19 protein-coding genes are annotated in these 14980 nt (G+C 46.2%); 15 read left to right on the top strand and 4 right to left on the bottom strand.

Features of this window, described 5'->3' with window-relative positions; all coding sequences use genetic code 11:
• Nucleotides 1–33: 33 nt before the first annotated feature.
• The 6 genes from EJ063_RS13775 (at nt 34) to ruvX (ending at nt 4205) form a co-directional block, all read left to right on the top strand.
• The gene (locus EJ063_RS13775; RefSeq protein WP_126574879.1) at nt 34–531 is read left to right on the top strand and encodes a SprT family zinc-dependent metalloprotease; all 498 of its coding nucleotides are present in this window, start codon (nt 34–36) and stop codon (nt 529–531) included.
• 75 nt (nt 532–606) lie between these two features.
• Nucleotides 607–1308, top strand: a complete 702-nt coding sequence (endA, locus tag EJ063_RS13770) for a deoxyribonuclease I (protein WP_126574877.1) — start codon at nt 607–609, stop codon at nt 1306–1308.
• A gap of 127 nt (nt 1309–1435) precedes the next feature.
• Nucleotides 1436–2167: a 16S rRNA (uracil(1498)-N(3))-methyltransferase gene (gene rsmE / locus EJ063_RS13765; protein WP_126574875.1), complete on the top strand. Its 732-nt coding sequence runs from the start codon at nt 1436–1438 to the stop codon at nt 2165–2167.
• Between the two features lie 13 nt (nt 2168–2180).
• On the top strand, nt 2181–3134 hold the full coding sequence (gshB, locus tag EJ063_RS13760; RefSeq protein ID WP_126574873.1) for a glutathione synthase: 954 nt from the start codon (nt 2181–2183) through the stop codon (nt 3132–3134).
• A 57-nt stretch (nt 3135–3191) separates the two neighbouring features.
• Nucleotides 3192–3755 (top strand): YqgE/AlgH family protein, encoded by a 564-nt coding sequence (locus tag EJ063_RS13755; protein WP_126574872.1) that lies wholly within the window; start codon nt 3192–3194, stop codon nt 3753–3755.
• A 24-nt stretch (nt 3756–3779) separates the two neighbouring features.
• Entirely contained in the window at nt 3780–4205 is a 426-nt protein-coding gene (ruvX, locus tag EJ063_RS13750; RefSeq protein WP_126574870.1) for a Holliday junction resolvase RuvX, read from the top strand.
• 310 nt (nt 4206–4515) lie between these two features.
• Here ruvX and EJ063_RS13745 read toward each other — a convergent pair whose 3' ends face one another.
• Both EJ063_RS13745 and EJ063_RS13740 read right to left on the bottom strand, forming a co-directional pair.
• A complete protein-coding gene (locus tag EJ063_RS13745) occupies nt 4516–5622 on the bottom strand; it encodes a PilT/PilU family type 4a pilus ATPase (protein ID WP_126574868.1) in 1107 nt (368 codons plus the stop codon).
• 11 nt (nt 5623–5633) lie between these two features.
• Nucleotides 5634–6671, bottom strand: coding sequence for a type IV pilus twitching motility protein PilT (locus tag EJ063_RS13740; protein ID WP_126574867.1), 1038 nt, complete (start codon nt 6669–6671; stop codon nt 5634–5636).
• Nucleotides 6672–6696: 25 nt separating this feature from the next.
• Between EJ063_RS13740 and EJ063_RS13735 the strand changes: the two genes are divergently transcribed.
• From EJ063_RS13735 to hemW, 7 genes are all read left to right on the top strand, one after another.
• Nucleotides 6697–7413 carry a YggS family pyridoxal phosphate-dependent enzyme gene (locus tag EJ063_RS13735; protein WP_126574865.1) on the top strand — a complete coding sequence of 239 codons (717 nt, stop codon included), beginning with the start codon at nt 6697–6699 and terminating at the stop codon, nt 7411–7413.
• Between the two features lie 24 nt (nt 7414–7437).
• The gene (gene proC, locus EJ063_RS13730) at nt 7438–8256 is read left to right on the top strand and encodes a pyrroline-5-carboxylate reductase (protein WP_126574864.1); all 819 of its coding nucleotides are present in this window, start codon (nt 7438–7440) and stop codon (nt 8254–8256) included.
• Between the two features lie 37 nt (nt 8257–8293).
• Entirely contained in the window at nt 8294–8851 is a 558-nt protein-coding gene (locus EJ063_RS13725) for a YggT family protein (protein ID WP_126574863.1), read from the top strand.
• Nucleotides 8851–9141, top strand: coding sequence for a DUF167 family protein YggU (gene yggU, locus EJ063_RS13720; protein ID WP_126574861.1), 291 nt, complete (start codon nt 8851–8853; stop codon nt 9139–9141). Before EJ063_RS13725 ends, yggU begins: the two co-directional genes overlap by 1 nt.
• A 35-nt stretch (nt 9142–9176) precedes the next feature.
• Nucleotides 9177–9608: a DUF4426 domain-containing protein gene (locus EJ063_RS13715; protein ID WP_126574859.1), complete on the top strand. Its 432-nt coding sequence runs from the start codon at nt 9177–9179 to the stop codon at nt 9606–9608.
• A 104-nt stretch (nt 9609–9712) separates the two neighbouring features.
• On the top strand, nt 9713–10312 hold the full coding sequence (locus EJ063_RS13710; RefSeq protein WP_126574858.1) for an XTP/dITP diphosphatase: 600 nt from the start codon (nt 9713–9715) through the stop codon (nt 10310–10312).
• Between the two features lie 5 nt (nt 10313–10317).
• The gene (gene hemW / locus EJ063_RS13705; protein ID WP_126574856.1) at nt 10318–11493 is read left to right on the top strand and encodes a radical SAM family heme chaperone HemW; all 1176 of its coding nucleotides are present in this window, start codon (nt 10318–10320) and stop codon (nt 11491–11493) included.
• A 172-nt stretch (nt 11494–11665) separates the two neighbouring features.
• On the opposite strand, the gene glsB is transcribed toward hemW, so the two are convergent.
• Both glsB and trmB read right to left on the bottom strand, forming a co-directional pair.
• Nucleotides 11666–12586 carry a glutaminase B gene (gene glsB / locus EJ063_RS13700; protein WP_126574853.1) on the bottom strand — a complete coding sequence of 307 codons (921 nt, stop codon included), beginning with the start codon at nt 12584–12586 and terminating at the stop codon, nt 11666–11668.
• Between the two features lie 137 nt (nt 12587–12723).
• Nucleotides 12724–13443 carry a tRNA (guanosine(46)-N7)-methyltransferase TrmB gene (trmB, locus tag EJ063_RS13695; protein ID WP_126574852.1) on the bottom strand — a complete coding sequence of 240 codons (720 nt, stop codon included), beginning with the start codon at nt 13441–13443 and terminating at the stop codon, nt 12724–12726.
• A 180-nt stretch (nt 13444–13623) separates the two neighbouring features.
• On the opposite strand from trmB, the gene mutY reads away from it, so the two are divergent.
• Nucleotides 13624–14679 carry an A/G-specific adenine glycosylase gene (mutY, locus tag EJ063_RS13690; RefSeq protein WP_126574849.1) on the top strand — a complete coding sequence of 352 codons (1056 nt, stop codon included), beginning with the start codon at nt 13624–13626 and terminating at the stop codon, nt 14677–14679.
• A 19-nt stretch (nt 14680–14698) separates the two neighbouring features.
• Nucleotides 14699–14971, top strand: a complete 273-nt coding sequence (locus EJ063_RS13685; protein WP_038208098.1) for an oxidative damage protection protein — start codon at nt 14699–14701, stop codon at nt 14969–14971.
• The last annotated feature ends 9 nt before the right edge of the window (nt 14972–14980 follow it).

The raw sequence follows: 14980 nt of genomic DNA, 5'->3' as shown, positions 1-14980 counted from the left end.
CTCTCGTTAGGGGCGTTTTTATTGGAGCCAAGATTGGATCAAGAACTAGAATATCGAACCAAGAAAGTTATTGCTCAGTGTATCCACTCAGCATCGAGTGCATTTCAACGTTCTTTCCCTATCCCAGACATCAGCTTTAAGTTGCGAGGAAAAGCGGCGGGTAAAGCCTACTTACAGTTGAATGAAATTCGTCTCAATCCAATATTATTCAAAGAGAATCAAAAGGCTTTTTTAGACGAAGTTATTCCCCATGAAATTGCTCATCTGATTACTTATCAAGTCTACGGACGAGTCAGACCTCATGGAAAAGAGTGGCAAGGTGTGATGGAGTCGGTCTTTAGAGTCCCAGCAAAGACAACTCACAGCTTCGAAGTGACATCCGTGCAAGGAAAGACCTTTGAGTACCTTTGCGGCTGTACGACCTACCCTTTATCGATTCGCAGACACAATAAAGTCATACGAAACCAAGCAAGCTACCGATGTCAGCAGTGCCAGAAAACACTGACGTTTAGTGGCAAGCAACTCTCATAAATCAGTATTTTCTCAATAATCCGATTCAATAATGCGTGCTAGACTGTAGTTACTCATACTTTTCTAATACTCATAATGAAGAAATTACTGTTCTTGGCATTGTCGCTTGGGCTCTTGCCTGCTTTAGCTGTTGCCGCTCCCCCCTCTTCTTTTTCAAAAGCGAAAAAAGAAGCGGTAAAGATCTATGCTGACCACCCAACCAGCTTTTATTGTGGCTGCGATATAGAGTGGCAAGGGCGCAAAGGGACCCCGGACCTAAGCTCTTGTGGTTACCAAGTTCGCAAACAAGAAAAACGTGCTTCTCGCATAGAGTGGGAACATGTCGTCCCAGCCTGGCAGTTTGGCCACCAGCGTCAATGTTGGCAAACTGGCGGACGAAAAAACTGCACTAAAAACGACAAGGTCTTTAAATCTATGGAGGCCGATCTGCATAACCTTACGCCAGCGATCGGTGAAGTAAATGGCGACCGCTCTAATTACAACTTCAGTCAGTGGAACGGTGTTGATGGCGTCAGCTATGGGCGCTGCGAAATGCAAGTGAACTTCAAACAACGCAAAGTCATGCCACCCGATAGGGCAAAAGGTTCGATAGCTCGTACCTACCTATACATGAGCCAAGAGTACGGCTTTAAGTTGTCCAAGCAGCAAACCCAGTTAATGAACGCCTGGAACAAGCAATTCCCAGTGGATAAATGGGAGTGCACTCGCGAAGATCGCATCTTCAAAATACAAGGCAACCATAACCCCTTTGTCTACCAAGCTTGCCAAGCGTTATAGCGCTCTAGCTCCATGATATTGTGAGTTTCCAGTTATTCGCTGGAAACTCTTGCTGCCCCTTGTTTTTTCCCCTAAAAGCATCCATGTTAGAGGTTATCTCAAAATCTCTTGCTGGAAATCGAAACTGATGCGAATCCCACGAATTTATCACCCAGAAACCATTACTCAGTTAGGCTCACTCATGCTAAGTGAAGATGCAGCTGGTCATATAGGGCGTGTATTGCGCATGAAAGAGAGCCAAGAGGTTCTTCTGTTTGATGGTAGCGGTGCCGAGTTCCCTGCAGAGATCAGTAACGTATCGAAAAAGAGTGTTGAGGTTGAACTGAAGCAACGTGTTGAACGCAATTCAGAATCACCTCTAGACTTGCATTTAGGCCAAGTTATCTCTCGTGGTGACAAGATGGAGTTCACCATTCAAAAATCGGTAGAGCTTGGCGTTAACACCATCACTCCACTGATTTCAGAGCGCTGCGGCGTGAAACTCGACCAAAAACGCTTCGAGAAAAAGCTTGCCCAGTGGCAGAAAATCGCCATCAGCGCCTGTGAACAGTGCGGTCGTAACACCGTACCTGAAATCCGCCCTATCATGCAGCTTGAAGAGTGGTGTGGTGAAGAATACGACGGCTTGAAACTCAACCTACACCCACGAGCAAAGTACTCGATCAACACCCTACCAACACCGGTAGATAAAGTACGCCTATTGATTGGCCCTGAAGGTGGTTTATCAGCGGAAGAGATTGGCATGACAGAAACTTACAAATTTGAAGAGACGCTGCTTGGTCCACGTGTGCTACGTACCGAAACCGCGGCTCTTACTGCAATTACAGCTTTGCAAGTTCGTTTCGGCGATCTTGGTTAAACGGAGAAAAATAATGATCAAATTAGGTATCGTAATGGACCCTATCTCGTCCATTAACATCAAGAAAGACTCTAGCTTTGCCATGATGCTTGAAGCGCAGCGCCGCGGCTACGAAATCCATTACATGGAAATGGACGACCTTCATTTAGAACAAGGTGTCGCGGTTGCTGATACTAAAGTAGTTGAGCTTAAAGAAGATCCAAATGGTTGGTATGAGTTCAAATCTGAGCAAACGATCGAGCTTTCAGAACTAGATGCGGTACTCATGCGTAAAGATCCTCCGTTTGATACAGAGTACATCTACGCGACATACATCCTAGAGCGCGCAGAAGAGCAAGGCACACTGATCGTCAACAAACCACAAAGCTTACGTGATTGTAACGAAAAACTGTTCACAGCGTGGTTCCCAGAACTTACTCCAACCACTATCGTGACGCGTAAAGCTGAGAAAATTAAACAGTTCCGTGAAAAGCACGGTGATGTGATCCTTAAACCGCTTGATGGCATGGGCGGCGCGTCTATCTTCCGTGTCAAAGAAGGCGATCCAAACGTATCCGTGATCATCGAGACACTGACCAATCACGGCCAGAACTACGCTATGGCGCAAACTTTTGTGCCTGATATCAGCAATGGCGACAAGCGCATCTTAGTCGTTGATGGTGAGCCGATTGGCTACTGTCTAGCGCGTATTCCGGCAAAAGGTGAGACTCGTGGCAACCTAGCAGCCGGTGGTACAGGTGAAGCTCGTCCACTGAGCGAGACAGATAAAAAGATCGCTGAAGCTGTAGCGCCTACACTTAAAGAAAAAGGGCTTATCTTTGTTGGTCTCGATGTGATTGGCGATAAGCTCACTGAGATCAACGTAACCAGCCCGACTTGTATTCGTGAAATCGAAGCAGCTTTTGATGTCTCTATTACTGGCAAACTTATGGACGCAATTGAGCGTCGTCTAAAAGAAGCAAAATAATTTGCCATGCTAATCATAGGGCGGTCATTGATCGCCCCGTTTTGAGTTGGAGTGACTATGAACTTAACCAACCATTTTTTAGTGGCAATGCCGGGGATGAAAGACCCATATTTCCAACGCAGCGTTATTTACGTCTGTGAACATAATGCCGAAGGGGCGATGGGGCTGATGATCAACGCACCTATCGATATCACCATTGGTAAAATGCTAGAAAAAGTGGATGTCGAGCCCGCTCATCCAAAGCTTCAGACTGACAGTTTAGACATGCCGGTTTTAAATGGCGGTCCTGTCTCTGAAGACCGTGGTTTTATTCTCCACCAGCCTAAAGACAGTTATGAATCCAGTATTCAGATGAGTGATAAAGTTTCTGTAACCACATCAAGAGACATCTTAACGGTCCTTGGTACAGAAGCAGAGCCTAATCATTATTTAGTTGCCCTTGGGTATTCAGGTTGGGAGCCTGGCCAACTGGAAATTGAATTGTCTGAAAACTCATGGTTAACCGTTGAGGCCGACCCCAACGTGATGTTCGATACACCAATTGATGAACGTTGGCAAAAAGCAGTACAAATGCTTGGTATTGATGTCGCTCAACTATCTAGTGACATCGGCCACGCTTAATCCCAATTTATTGAAAGAGTAGTTATGTCTCGAACAATTATGGCTTTTGACTTCGGTACCAAAAGTATTGGTAGCGCCATTGGTCAGGAAATTACTGGCACAGCCTCACCTTTAAAAGCCTTCAAGGCCAACGATGGTATTCCGAATTGGGATGACATCGAAAAGCAGATCAAAGAGTGGCAACCAGACCTGTTAGTGGTTGGATTACCCACTGACTTACATGGTAAAGACCTAGCAACGATTACACCAAGAGCAAAGAAATTTGCCAATCGTCTTCATGGCCGCTTTGGTAAGCCTGTTGAGCTTCATGATGAACGCCTATCAACCACTGAAGCGCGAGCAGACCTTTTTGCAATGGGCGGCTACAAAGCACTAAGCAAAGGTAATGTCGATTGCCAGTCAGCGGTTGTGATTCTTGAAAGCTGGTTTGAAGCTCAATACGGCGACTAGCAAGAAGTAATAAATAAAAAAGGTGATGCACTAGCATCACCTTTTTTGTCTTTAGACGTTTCCTCGTCATCCTCGAGAGGGAGGCACGACCGAGTTGGGAATCTTTTACAGCAAGTAGAAAACCATTAGAGATTCCCTACTCTCTCCTTCGTCGCTCTATGGAATGACGCGCACTTCCTCCGTCATTCCCGAGAGGGAGGCACGACCGAGTTGGGAATCTTTTACAGCAAGTAGAAAACCATTAGAGATTCCCTACTCTCTCCTTCGTCGCTCTATGGAATGACACTTTCTCTCAAATATGCAGAGTATGCTAGTCCATATCGATCTTAACGCCATCTAAACTCCCGTTACCCAAACCATCGCCACGCTGGGTTTTTAGCATAATGCGTAAGTCATTGGCAGAGTCGGCACTGTGCAGTGCATCTTCCTCGTTGATTTTGCCTTCAACAACCAATTTATACAGCGCTTGGTCGAACGTCTGCATGCCTGTCTGCTGAGATTTCGCCATGGTTGATTTAAGCTCGTGTAAGTCCCCTCGACGAATCAAGTCAGAAACACGAGGGCTGTTGAGAAGCACCTCAAACACACCATGACGACCTTGGCCATTCTTATCTCGAATTAACTGCTGACCAATCACGCCACGCAGGTTCATCGACAAATCAAACAGGAACTGCTCTTTTTGCTCTTTCGGTACAAGATGAAGAATACGCTCCAGTGCTTGGTTGGCATTATTGGCGTGTAAGGTTGCCATACACAGGTGACCGGTTTCAGCGAACGTCATGGCGTATTCCATGGTTTCGCGCGAACGGATCTCACCAATCAAAATCATATCGGGCGCTTGGCGCAGCGAGTTCTTTAACGCCACTTCATAGCTTTCAGTATCTAACCCAACTTCACGTTGCGTCACAATACAACGCTGATGTTCATGAACAAATTCAATCGGGTCTTCGACAGTTAGTATATGACCAGTGCGGTGAGAATTTCGGTAGCCCGTCATGGCCGCCATGGTGGTCGACTTACCCGACCCCGTCGCCCCCACAACCAGCACTAGGCCACGCTTAGCGATGGATAAGTCTTGTAGAACATCAGGCAAACGAAGGTCTTCAAAAGTAGGAATCGTAGTTTCGATGCGGCGAATCACTGCGCCTGGCATTTCACGCTGATAGAACGCAGAAACACGATAACGGCCAAAATCACGCACAATCGCAAAGTTGGCCTCTTTTGATTGCAGATACTCTTGATGGCGTTCTTTGTCCATCATGCTTTCTAGCAGTTGATTGACCTGAGTGGTTGAAAGCTTCTCACCTTGCGCTCGAAGCTCCCCATCCACTCGATACAGTAATGGTGCGCCAACGGTGATATAGAGATCAGAAGACTTCTGCGCATTCATTCCCTGAAGGTAAACATCTATGTCCATATTTGCCTCAATTAAAACATACCAGATTCAGATTCGATCTTCTTAGCGACCTCTTCTGGATCAACTAAGCCTTGAGCAATCAACTGCTTGGCATTTTGCTCCATCGTCTGCATTCCGTGCGCAGCGCCGGTCTGAATCACTGAATACATCTGCGCCACTTTATCTTCACGGACTAAGTTACGAATCGCCGGCGTTGCCATCATGATTTCATGACAAGCCGTACGTCCACCACCAATGCGTTTCAGTAGCTTCTGAGCAATAACCGCACGTAACGACTCTGAAAGCATTGAACGTACCATGTCTTTATCACTGCCAGGGAAAACATCGATAATACGGTCGATGGTTTTTGCTGCACTGCTGGTGTGCAGCGTACCAAACACTAGGTGTCCAGTTTCTGCTGCGGTCAGTGCCAAGCTGATCGTTTCTTGATCTCGTAGCTCGCCCACCAAAATCACATCGGGATCTTCACGCAATGCGCTGCGTAATGCATTTTTAAAGCTGTGAGTGTCACGGTGTACTTCACGTTGGTTGATCAGACACTTGTTATTGTTATGAACAAATTCAATCGGATCTTCGATGGTTAGGATATGCTTATTTTGGTTACGGTTAATGTGATCAACCATCGCTGCTAATGTCGTCGACTTACCCGAACCTGTCGGCCCAGTCACGAGTACCAAACCTTTTTCCATATTGGCGATTTTTTCAAAGATTTTCGGAGCCGATAACTGCTCAAGGGTAGGAATTTCAGTCGGAATGGTACGGAAGACCGCTGCACAACCGCGAGTTTGATTAAATGCGTTAACACGGAAGCGACCCACATCAGGCAACTCAAATGAAAAGTCGACTTCTAAGCGCTCTTCAAATTCGCTACGCTGGGCGTCATTCATGATCTCGAACACCAGTCGGTGTACATCAGCATGGCTAAATGCAGGAACTCCTAACTTTCTCACTTCGCCATCTATTCTCACCATTGGAGATACTCCGGCAGAAAGATGTAGATCTGACGCATTATGCTTTACACTAAAATCCAGTAATTCAGCGATATCCATTTAAAATCCTTAAGTAAAATCTGCTATGACTAGTATTCAACAAAATATTGAACAGATCACCTCACAGATTGAGGCTGCACAACAAAAGTGTGGACGCGGTCGAGAGACAGTGCAACTTCTCGCGGTCAGTAAAACAAAGCCTGTCGAGGCGATTCTAGAAGCTGCGCAAGCTGGACAAGTCGCGTTTGGTGAAAACTATGTTCAAGAGGGTGCAAATAAAGTAGCACACTTTTCAGAACGCCATCCAGAGTTAAATCTTGAGTGGCATTTCATCGGCCCAATCCAATCCAATAAATCTCGTCACGTGGCTGAGAACTTTGCTTGGGTGCATACCGTTGACCGCGCTAAAATCGCCCAACGCCTTAGTGACCAACGACCAGAAGGTTCTGAGCCGATTCAGGTACTGATGCAGGTTAACACCAGTGGTGAAGCGTCGAAATCAGGACTGAATAATGACGAAATCTTTGCGCTGGCAGAGTTGATTTCTTCTTTGCCAAACCTCACTTTAAGAGGATTGATGTCAATTCCGGCTAACGTCTCTGATTACAGTTCGCAGCTGAGTGCATTCAAGCAGTTGTCTGACCTAAAAGAGACGCTTTCTGAACGCTACCCTGAGCAGCAGATCGATACGCTCTCAATGGGAATGAGCGGCGACATGGAAGCGGCAATTGAAGCGGGTAGTACCATGGTACGTATTGGTACCGCTATCTTTGGTGCTCGTGATTACAGCAACAAAGCTTAACCCTTAACAAGGAAAGAACACCCAATGGAACACAAGAAGATCGCCTTTATTGGCGCAGGCAACATGGTGAAAGCCATCGTTTCAGGCCTCGTGGCTGATGGATACCCAGCAACGCTGATTACTGCGACGGCACCATCTGAAACACGCCGTTTGCCTCTAGAGCAAGCCTTTGGCATTCACACAACGAACGACAACGCTCAGGCAGCTGCAGACGCAGATGTGGTGGTGTTATCGGTAAAACCACAAATGATGGAAGAAGTGTGTAAGCCGCTGCAAGCGATCGACTGGAGTGGAAAATTGGTGATTTCTATTGCCGCAGGGATTCAGAGTGCCCGTTTCGATGAAATGCTTGATAGCACACTAAATCTTGTGCGTGTGATGCCAAATACCCCATCTCAACTTGGATTAGGTATGAGCGGCCTATACGCCCCGGTCCATGTGTCTGAGGCAGATAAAACCTTTGCTGCTGAGCTCATGGAGTCTTGCGGTAAGGTCTGCTGGGTTGAACAAGAATCTGGCATCAATAATGTCATTGCGGCAGCAGGCAGTGCCCCTGCTTACTTCTTCCTATTTATGGAAGCGATGCAAGCGGAAGCGATAGCACAAGGATTTGATAAAGAAACAGCGCGTCTACTGGTTCAACAATCTGCACTTGGCGCAGCAAGCATGGTTGTAGAAAACCCAGAGACCGAACTTTCTACACTGCGCGAGAACGTGACTTCGAAAGGCGGTACAACCGCAGAAGCGTTACGAACATTCAATGACCATCAACTTTCAGATATAGTAGCCAAAGCTATGCAAGCGGCGGTATCACGCGCTGAAGAGATGGAAAAACTATTTTAATATTTTGAGCTCAACGCTCTACAACTAAGGGTCACCTATGAATTCAATGAGTTTTCTGATTTCCACCCTGTTTGATCTTTACATCATGGTGGTGATCTTACGTATCTGGCTACAAGCGTCACGTGCAGACTTCTACAACCCGTTTTCTCAATTCATTGTTAAAGCAACGCAGCCTGTGATTGCACCGTTACGTCGTGTTATCCCATCGGTTGGTAGCCTAGACCTAGCGACAATATTCTTTGCCTACGTACTGTGTGTACTTAAGTTTGTCGCGTTAATTTTAGTCGCTTCAAATGGCTCAGTAAGCTTTAGCGCTGACTTCTTGTTCCTAGGTCTACTTTCATTACTGAAAGCCGCTGGTGGCCTACTATTCTGGGTTCTGCTGATTCGTGCAATCCTAAGCTGGGTAAGCCAAGGTCGCAGCCCAATCGAATACGTATTCCATCAACTGACTGAACCAATGCTGGCACCAATCCGCCGCATTCTCCCAGCAATGGGTGGCTTTGACCTAAGCGTACTTGTGCTGTTTATTGCGCTACAGTTCGCTAACTTTTTAATGGGTGATTTGATCGGTCCTATCTGGTTCCAACTATAATGTCTCAAGCAGCTTGGTTTGATGGTGAAGACCTTATCTTAAGGCTCTATATTCAACCGAAAGCCAGCCGAGATAAGATTGTTGGCCAACACGGTGAGGAGCTCAAAGTAGCCATTACCGCTCCTCCTGTTGATGGCAAAGCGAATGCTCATTTGAGTAAATATCTCGCCAAGCAGTTCAAAGTGGCGAAGGGATTGATAACAATAGAAAAGGGTGAGTTAGGTCGGCACAAACAAGTGCGGATATCATCACCTAGCCAAATCCCACAAGAAATTGAAGCCATCTTATGATGGCTTTTTGTTTATTTTAAGCAAAAGGAAGTACCATGAAAAAATGGATAGTAGTAATGTTAGCCAGCTTGGTTGCCCTACCTACCTGGGCTGGACAGTTCAAAACCATCAAAGACGTTGAAGTACACTATTCCGCGTTCAACTCGACCTTTTTACCTCCACAGGTCGCTCGTAGCTATAAGTTAAAGCGCAATGGTTATTCCGCACTCCTCAACATCAGCGTGCTGGACAATTCTCAAGCGGGCAAACCTGCCATTACCGCAACGATCACCGGTTCTGCGAAAAACCTGATTGGCCAAACACGTAAACTGACTTTCCGCGAAGTGAAAGAAGCCAATGCCATTTACTACTTAGCAGAGTTTCCAATCAGTGATGAAGAAAATCTTACCTTCAATATTGATGTTAATGCTGGCAATAAAGGCACTGGCCCATTAAAGTTCACCCAGAAATTTTATGTTGAAGAGTAATTGGGTTGTGATGTTCTAAAAGCTTTTAGACACCTTAAGACCTAAACCTACTGAGTAAGGGAAGCAGGCTATTTTCCCTTGATTGCAATAACAAAGAGACCACCATGAAAAAGATAGTGCTAGCAACTGGTAACCAAGGCAAAGTGCGTGAAATGGCAGATTTACTGTCTGATTTCGGCTTCGAGGTACTTGCCCAAAGCGAGTTCAACGTATCGGATGTCGCTGAGACTGGCACCACCTTTATCGAAAACGCCATCATCAAAGCGCGCCACGCGGCAAAAGAAACTGGTCTGGCTGCGATTGCTGATGATTCAGGTCTTGAAGTCGATGCCCTAAAAGGCGCACCAGGCATCTATTCTGCGCGTTATGCAGGTGAAAGCGCTACAGACCAGCAGAACCTAGAAAAGCTGCTTGAGGCAATGAAAGACGTACCGGAAGCTGAGCGTACGGCTCGATTCCATTGCGTATTGGTTCTGATGCGTCACGAGAATGATCCAACGCCGATTGTATGTCACGGTAAGTGGGAAGGTCGCATTCTGACTGAAGCTCACGGTGAAAATGGGTTTGGCTACGATCCAATCTTCTTCGTACCTGAAGACAATTGCGCATCAGCTGAGCTAGAGCCGGTTCGTAAGAAGCAACTTTCGCACCGCGGCAAAGCACTCAAAACACTGTTTGCGACACTTTCTGAGCAGCCTTTGTAATAGCAATGAATCAATTAATTCCACCAGCATTAAGCCTTTATGTACACATCCCGTGGTGTGTACAAAAGTGCCCTTACTGCGATTTTAACTCCCATGCGGTGAAAGCAGAGATCCCAGAGCAAGAGTACATTGCGGCGCTGCTGCAAGATCTAGAAGCGGATATCGATCGCTATAAACTCAACGATAACCCGCGCTTACTGCACTCGATTTTTATTGGTGGCGGAACACCAAGCTTAATCTCAGCCGAAGGTATTGCTCACTTACTGGCAGGGATTGAAGCAAAGCTGCCGTTTAAACCAGATATTGAGATCACCATGGAAGCCAACCCTGGCACCATTGAAGCCGAACGCTTTGCTGGCTATCAAAAAGCTGGGGTCACTCGTATCTCTGTTGGCGTACAAAGCTTTGAACAGCAAAAGCTGGAACGACTGGGGCGTATTCACGGTCAAGACGAAGCGGTCAATGCTGCCAAGCTTGCGCATAAGATCGGCTTAAACAGTTTTAACCTCGATCTTATGCATGGCCTACCAGATCAATCTGTTGAACAAGCCCTAAGCGATCTAGAGAAAGCGATCGAACTCGATCCTCCTCATCTTTCGTGGTATCAGCTCACGATCGAACCTAACACCATGTTCTACTACAAGCAGCCGACTCTGCCAGATGACGATGACTTGTGGGATATCTTCGAATTAGGTCATAAGAAGCTAGCAGACGCCGGCTATGTTCAGTATGAGATCTCTGGTTACAGCAAACCGGGCTATCAATGCCAGCACAACCTAAATTACTGGCGCTTTGGTGATTACCTGGGCATTGGCTGTGGTTCTCACGGCAAGATCAGTTTCAACGATGGTCGCATTGTTCGAACGACTAAGATTAAGCATCCCAAAGGCTACCTTGCCGCTTACGACAATATGGTAAAGCCGTATTTAAACAGCGAAGAGGAAGTGGCGGCAGAAGATCGCCCTTTCGAGTTCTTTATGAACCGCTTCCGTTTAATCGAAGCATGTCCAAAACAGGACTTTTTGGAGACCACAGGCTTAGGCTTTGATGCGATTCAAGAAACGATGGATTGGGCGCTTAAAATGGGCTACATCGACGAAAGCGATACCCATTGGCAAATCACAGAGAAAGGTAAACTATTCCTCAATGATCTGTTAGAAGCCTTTATGGCGGAAGAGTAAAACTCAGAGACTAAGAAGGGTTGATGTTAATGCATCAACCCTTTGTTTTACTGCCATCCCCGAGTGCAAGAAACGAGTGAATTGGGGATCTCTTCAAGCGAGTCGAATACTAAATGAGATTCCCTACTCTTTCCTACGTCAGTCTATGGAATGGCAAATACGCTCTAATGCACTAGAAAATAGAACGGCCAATACGCTCAGCCAGTAATTCAAGCACTTTAGTACCCGCTAAGGAGTTGCCAGACGGATCCAGCTCCGGAGACCACACGGCAATAGTCATTTCACCCGGAACAACGGCCATGATGCCGCCGCCAACGCCCGATTTACCCGGCATGCCTACTCGGTATGCAAACTCTCCTGCGCCATCGTACAGACCACAAGTGGCGAGCAGTGCGTTCAGTTGCTTGGTCTGAGTTGGGGTAATCACTGACTTACTCGTTTGTACAGATGTCCCTTTATTGGCTAAATAGCTGAAGGTTTTTGCCAAATCAACACAGCTCATCTTCAGCGCACAAGCATGAAAGTAGTTGTTCAACACAGGAATCACATCGTTCTCAAAGTTACCAAATGAGCGCATCAAGTAAGCAATAGCAGCATTACGATCACTGTGCATCATTTCAGACGCGGCAACGATCTTGTCGTAACAAATATGCGTATCACCGGAAAGCTGACGAACAAACTCCAGTAAGCGCTGACGAGGTGCAGATAAGCGGCTATTAAGCAAGTCTGCCACCACTATCGCCCCAGCGTTAATAAACGGATTACGTGGTATGCCCTGCTCCATTTCAAGCTGAATTAGGGAATTGAACGCTTGTCCTGATGGCTCTTTACCAACACGTGCCCATATCTCTTCGGGCTTATACAGACACATGGCTAACGTTAAGCTCAGTGCTTTTGAGATTGACTGGATAGAAAACGGCTCATCGGCATCGCCCGCTTTGATCACTTCACCTTCGTTGGTAAAAACCGCAATACCCAGTTTTGATGCCGGCACTTTCGCTAGCGCAGGAATATAATCTGCGACCTTACCTTGGCCTATTAGTGGACGCACCTCAGTGAGAATCTCATTTAATATTTCTTGTGTCGGCTTCATCGGCAACCTTAAAAATCAATGACTTGTTATTATTTTCTTGTAGGGTCAAAAAAGCCAACACATCAATGTTGGCTTTAGTCTTTCACTAAAATGAATCGCATCACGAGAATGCATTCATTCGGAATCAGTCGTGGCGATTATTTTACGCGCTTGAACTTAATATCCCAAACGCCGTGGCCTAAACGGTGACCACGTGCTTCAAATTTTGTTAGCGGGCGCTCATCTGGACGAGGAATGTAATCGCCATCCGCTGCAATGTTTTCGAAACCAGGCGCTTCGTTCATCACTTCAATCATGTGCTCTGCGTAGTTTTCCCAGTCTGTCGCCATGTGGAAAATACCTTCGCCATCAACCAATTTCTGACGAACCATTTCAGCGAAACCTAGCTGAACGATACGACGTTTATGGTGACGCTTCTTGTGCCATGGGTCCGGGAAAAACAATTGCAGTGTAGCTAGGCTGCTATCTGGAATCATATGCTCGAATACTTCTACCGCATCGTGACACATAACACGTAGGTTAGTAACGCCTGCTTCACGCGCATCTGATAAACACGCACCAACGCCAGGGCTGTGTACTTCAATACCGATAAAGTTTTTCTCAGGTGCATTCTTCGCCATTTCTACCAGCGATGCACCCATGCCAAAACCAATTTCTAGAACAACAGGGTTGTCGTTACCAAACACTTCTTTCCAATCCAGAAGCTTTTCTTGGTAATCAATACCCATGGTTGGCCAACACTCATTCATCGCGTTTTCTTGACCTTTGGTCAAACGACCTTCGCGGCGAACAAAGCTGCGAATTTTGCGTATCATTTTACCGTCTTCGTTGTACTCGTTAGTGGTCACTTCACTCATGATTTTGCCTGTTTAAAAATTGGTCTCGACTCAAAGGGATTGTGATTATCCAAAGAATTGACACTGGTGCAAGTCTTTTAGATGATTTCCTCCATATTATAACCCTACTCTTTATCGGTTGTACTTTAGCCACTGAATGTGGTGCAATTTTGACAAACCAAATTATAAGCAGAGCAAGTCGTGACTCCATTCGCCAATGCCATCTTAGAGTGGTACGAAAACTATGGCCGAAAAAGCCTACCGTGGCAGCAGAATAAAACCGCATATAGCGTTTGGCTGTCAGAGATCATGTTGCAGCAAACCCAGGTTGCGACTGTTATTCCCTATTATCAACGTTTTCTAGAGCGCTTCCCAACCGTCGTGGACCTAGCTAACGCAGAACAAGACGAAGTACTGCACCTTTGGACCGGACTAGGTTACTACGCCCGAGCTCGAAATCTGCATAAAGCGGCCAAAGTCGTTGCCGAGCAATATGGTGGCGAGTTCCCACTCAATATTGAAGAGATGAATGCGCTACCGGGGATTGGTCGCTCTACGGCCGCTGCCATCCTGTCATCGGTCTACAAACAGCCTCATGCGATTTTAGATGGCAACGTCAAACGTACCTTAGCGCGCAGTTTTGCCGTTGATGGCTGGCCAGGGCAAAAGAAAGTAGAGAATCAACTCTGGCTACATGCTGAAGAGCACACACCTGACACTGATGTCGATAAATACAACCAAGCAATGATGGATATGGGCGCAATGGTGTGTACTCGCAGCAAACCCAAATGCACCCTATGCCCGATAGAATCGATGTGCGTTGCCAACAAGCAAGGCAATCCACTCGACTATCCCGGTAAGAAGCCGAAGAAAGAGAAGCCAGTGAAAGAGGCTTGGTTCGTGATGTTGCATCATGAAGGTAAGGTATGGCTTGAACAACGCCCTCAGTCAGGCATTTGGGGCGGATTATTTTGTTTCCCTGAAAATGACAACGCAAATATCCAAACTCAGGTAGACAATCGAGGCATCCTAGACAGTGAAGTGAAGCGACAAACTCAGCTTATTGCATTTCGTCATACTTTTAGCCACTACCACCTCGATATCACCCCTATTTTGGTAGACCTATCAAAGCAACCTAATATGGTTATGGAAGCAAGCAAAGGTCTTTGGTATAACTTATCTCAACCAGAAGAGATCGGCTTAGCCGCACCAGTAAAGCAGTTGCTGGAAAGCTTGCCGTTCGAGCTTCAACAATAAAATTATTTAAGGAATCGTTATGAGCCGCACTGTATTTTGTGCTCGACTGCAGAAAGAAGCAGATGGTCTAGACTTTCAACTTTACCCAGGTGAACTAGGTAAGCGTATTTTCGACAATATTTCGAAGGAAGCTTGGGCTGAGTGGCAACACAAACAGACGATGTTGATCAATGAAAAGAAACTTAACATGATGGATCCTGAACATCGTAAGTTGATCGAAACAGAAATGGTTAACTTCCTGTTTGAAGGTAAAGACGTTCATATCGAAGGTTACACACCACCGAGCGAATAGTCGCAAACC

The organism is Vibrio aquaticus, from assembly GCF_003970385.1.
Classification (GTDB): domain Bacteria; phylum Pseudomonadota; class Gammaproteobacteria; order Enterobacterales; family Vibrionaceae; genus Vibrio; species Vibrio aquaticus.
The sequence above is the reverse complement of the archived record's forward strand: the minus strand, read 5'-3'. Positions and strand labels throughout refer to the sequence as shown.